We start from the raw sequence: 3728 nt of genomic DNA, 5'->3' as shown, positions 1-3728 counted from the left end.
GCCGCCCGGCTGCGGGCGGCCCGAGGCTTCAGCTCGCGATCAGCCCGTTGTTGGTCACGGTGATGCGGCTGGCGCGGCAGATGTTGACGCCTCGCAGCTCCGCCGCCCGGCCATTCGTCCAGACCACACGGAAATCGTAGCTGCCGGTGTTGGCCGCCCGGTAGTTCACATAGCGCCCCGGCGGCAGCACCGACTGGCCGAGCTGGTCCGCGCCCCAGCCGCTCTGGCTGGAATGGCTGAACTGCAGCGTCTGCACCGTGGCGGAGGACTGGTTCGCCACGCGGAAGGAGGTGTCGCAGGCCTGGGTCGGCACCACCACCACCTGCTGCGCCGGCTGCTGCTGGCAGGCACCCAGACCGAAAGCCGCCGCGGCAAGCACGGCCACGGGCAGAAGACGACGACGCATGAACGGCAACCCCTTTTCCCTTGCGAAGAGGGGCCGAAATTAGTCGTGAAACTGCAAACAAGGGGTCAAGAAAGGTCTTTTTTCTTCAGGCAGCGAATCAGCGCGGCGGGCGCGGCCACTCCACCCGCGGCTCGGCGCGGCCCGCGCCGCGCTCCGGCCAGGCGGCGGGCGGCGGCACCGGGGGCGCGGGGCGGGGCGGCGGCGCCGGGTCCGCGCGGCGCGCGGCGACGGGCGGCTCGGCCCAGTCCTCCTCCACCGGCGGCCGCCGTCCCCGCCCCGGCTCGGGCAGGCGCAGCGCAAGGGTGCGGATCTCGGTTTGGATCTCATCCAGCTGCGCCTCGATCGCGTCGAGCCGACCCTTCACCCCGAACACGGCGAAGGGCATCAGCAGATAGGCCAGCCCGACCAGCAGCAGCACGACCAGCGCGACGAGCCCCGTCCATTCCGGCAGGCCCGGCAGGGTGACGGCGCTGGCGAGGTCCTGGAGCAATCAGCCCCCCGTGACGCTCATGTGGCGGGCCACGGCGGGCGCCTGGCGGTCGCGGTCGATCACGAAGTCATGCCCCTTCGGCTTGCGGGCGATGGCCTCCAGGATGGCCTGCTGCAGCCCCGCCTCGTCAACCTTCGGATCGCGCAGCACGCGGCGGAGGTCGGCGGCGTCGTCCTGGCCGAGGCACATATACAGCGTGCCGGTGCAGGTCAGCCGCACGCGGTTGCAGCTCTCGCAGAAATTGTGGGTCATCGGCGTGATGAAGCCGATCCGCCGGCCGGTCTCCTTCACCGTGTAGTAGCGGGCCGGCCCGCCGGTCTTGTAATCGGTCTCCTGCAGCGTCCAGTGCTCCCGCAGGCGGGACCGGACCGTGGAGAGCGGCAGGTACTGGTCGGTGCGGTCCTGGCTGATCTCGCCGAGCGGCATGGTCTCGATCAGGCAGAGGTCGAAGCCGTGCTCGCCGCACCAGACCAGCATGCGGTCGAATTCGTGCTCGTTGACGCCCTTCATGGCGACGGCGTTGATCTTCACCTGCAGCCCGGCGGCCTTGGCGGCGAAGATGCCGTCGAGCGTCGGCTCGATCTTCCCCCAGCGGGTCAGGGCGGTGAAGGTCGCGGGGTCGAGGCTGTCAAGCGAGACGTTGATGCGCCGCACCCCCGCCGCGTACAGGTCGCCCGCCATCTTCTCGAGCTGGGTGCCGTTGGTGGTGACCGTCAGCTCCTTCAGCCCGCCGCCATCCAGCCGCGCGCCGAGGCTGCGGAACAGGCTGATGACGTTCTTCCGCACCAGCGGCTCGCCGCCGGTCAGGCGGATCTTCTCGGTGCCCAGCGCGATGAAGGCGCCGCAGAGCCGGTCGAGTTCCTCGAGCGTCAGCACTTCCTTCTTGGGAAGGAAGGTCATGTCCTCGGCCATGCAATAGACGCAGCGGAGGTCGCAGCGGTCGGTGACCGACACGCGCAGGTAGCTGATCTTCCGACCGAAGGGATCAATCATGAGTGCCGCCGTATCTCCCCGGGCCGTATCTGGTCCGGCGGGTGCCCCCTGATCAAGCCCCTAGGCAAGAACCGTTATCAATCCGGTGGTGACCAGGAACCCCAGCGCCAGGCGGCGATACCAGCGGTCCGGGATCACATGGAACAGCCGCGCCCCGATCGGCACGCAAAGCAGGAGCACGGGCAGCAGCACCACAACCTTGGCCAGCACCGCCCAGCCCATCAGCCCGCCCAGCGCCGGCGGGATCACCGAGATCACGGAGATCACGGCGAAGAACAGGATCAGGTTGGCGCGGTGTCGCTTCGCCTCCTCCGGTCCGGCGAGCAGATAGAGGATCACCGGCGGCCCGCTGATCCCCGTCGCCCCCTTCAGCAGCCCGGCCAGGCTGCCCACCGCCAGGTTCAGCGGCAGCGGGCGGGAGCCATGGTAGCGCCAGCCGGAACTGAGCAGCAGCCCGAAGACCAGCACGAAGGCGCCGATCGCGCGGCGCAGCAGGTCCTGGTCGGCCGTCAGCAGGATGAAGGCGCCGACCGGCGTCAGCAGCACCGCCGCCGCGCCGATCGGCAGGATCACCCGCCTATCCGCCTGGCCGAAGGCCTTCGGCAGCAGCTGGGCGGAGACGAAGAGCTCCATCAGCAGCATCACCGGCACCCCGACCCGCGGCCCCCACAGCACCGAATAGGCCGGCGCCAGCAGCACCGCCGTCCCGAAGCCCGAATAGCCGCGCATCACGCCGGCGACGGCGGTGACGGCCAGCGCCACGAAGACGCGCCAATCCGACAGCAGCCCGCCGAATTCCCCGAGAACCGCGTTCACGCCCGCTCGTCCTCCACCGGCTCCAGCGCGGCGGCGGAGAGGCGGAGCGTCACCTTGCCGGCATTCTCGAAATTCACCGTGACCCGGTCGCCCGCGACCGACTGCACCTGGCCGATGCCCCAATCGGGCTGCGCGGGCAGGCGCACCCGCATGCCCGGGACGAAGTCGCTGCTCACGGCCGGCCGTTCAGCATCGTTAACCCCTCGCTGACCAGCCTGTGGCTTAGTGTCGCCGCGCCCGGGAGGGGCGAAGGGACGCTGGCGAAGAGGCTGGGGGATCCAGAATGGCGGAAGGTGGGGCGTCGGCACAGGTGGGGCTGGCGCAGGCGGTGTGCACGCGGCTCTGCCACGACCTCGGCGGCCCGACCGGCGCGCTGGCGGGCGCGCTGGAACTGCTGGACGGAGCGGCCGACGAGGCCGGGGATGTCGCGCGCGACGCGGTGCGCATCATAGACCGGCGGCTGCGCTTCTGGCGCGCGGCGGTGGGCGGCCCGGCCTCCGACCTCGACGTCGCCGCGCTGGCGCATCTTGCGGAGGGGCTGACGCTCGGCCGCAAGGCGGTGGTGGATTTCTCCGGCCTGGCGCCGGCGGCGCCGATCGGCCCGGCCCTGGCGCAGCCGCTGCTGATGGCGATGCTGGTGGGCGTGGAGGCGATGCCGCGCGGCGGCACGCTGCATGTCGGCGGCCACCCGGCGGAGGGGATCGGCCTGCGTCCGGATGGCCATGGTGCGGCCTGGCCGGCCGGGCTTCCCGCGCTGCTCGCCGGCGGGAAGCCGGTGCTCACCCCCCGCGGCATCGCGCTGCCGCTACTCTCTGCGCTCGCCGCGGCGGGTCAGGTGCGGCTGGAGCTGGCGATGGGCGCCACGGGGCCGGGGCTGCTCCTGCTGACGCCGCGTGCGTGAGCGTCGGTCCCGCCCCCCGTCACGGGGGGGGGGCGGGGGGGGGGGGCGGCCGCCGTGCCCGCCCGGGCGCCCCCCCGACCCCCGCCCCCCCCACGCCCCCCCCGCCCCCGGCGCCCCCCCCC

The 3728-nt window shown here is 72.1% G+C and carries 6 protein-coding genes; 1 reads left to right on the top strand and 5 read right to left on the bottom strand.

Annotation, left to right across the window (positions count from 1 at the left end):
- Nucleotides 1-28: 28 nt before the first annotated feature.
- The 5 genes from AC1MIR_RS19445 to AC1MIR_RS19425 form a co-directional block, all read right to left on the bottom strand.
- The gene (locus tag AC1MIR_RS19445) at nucleotides 29-406 is read right to left on the bottom strand and encodes a hypothetical protein (RefSeq protein ID WP_480029841.1); all 378 of its coding nucleotides are present in this window, start codon (nucleotides 404-406) and stop codon (nucleotides 29-31) included.
- 97 nt (nucleotides 407-503) lie between these two features.
- A complete protein-coding gene (locus AC1MIR_RS19440; RefSeq protein ID WP_480029840.1) occupies nucleotides 504-896 on the bottom strand; it encodes a hypothetical protein in 393 nt (130 codons plus the stop codon).
- Nucleotides 897-1889 (bottom strand): GTP 3',8-cyclase MoaA, encoded by a 993-nt coding sequence (moaA, locus tag AC1MIR_RS19435; protein WP_480029839.1) that lies wholly within the window; start codon nucleotides 1887-1889, stop codon nucleotides 897-899.
- Nucleotides 1890-1949: 60 nt separating this feature from the next.
- Nucleotides 1950-2705 carry a sulfite exporter TauE/SafE family protein gene (locus AC1MIR_RS19430; protein WP_480029838.1) on the bottom strand — a complete coding sequence of 252 codons (756 nt, stop codon included), beginning with the start codon at nucleotides 2703-2705 and terminating at the stop codon, nucleotides 1950-1952.
- Nucleotides 2702-2881, bottom strand: a complete 180-nt coding sequence (locus AC1MIR_RS19425; RefSeq protein WP_480029837.1) for a DUF3553 domain-containing protein — start codon at nucleotides 2879-2881, stop codon at nucleotides 2702-2704. The genes AC1MIR_RS19430 and AC1MIR_RS19425 overlap by 4 nt, the downstream gene beginning before the upstream one ends.
- A gap of 107 nt (nucleotides 2882-2988) precedes the next feature.
- Between AC1MIR_RS19425 and AC1MIR_RS19420 the strand changes: the two genes are divergently transcribed.
- Nucleotides 2989-3606, top strand: coding sequence for a histidine phosphotransferase family protein (locus AC1MIR_RS19420; RefSeq protein ID WP_480029836.1), 618 nt, complete (start codon nucleotides 2989-2991; stop codon nucleotides 3604-3606).
- Nucleotides 3607-3728: the final 122 nt, after the last annotated feature.

The sequence above is a fragment of the Falsiroseomonas sp. RANM36 genome, assembly GCF_056682175.1.
The sequence above is the reverse complement of the archived record's forward strand: the minus strand, read 5'-3'. Positions and strand labels throughout refer to the sequence as shown.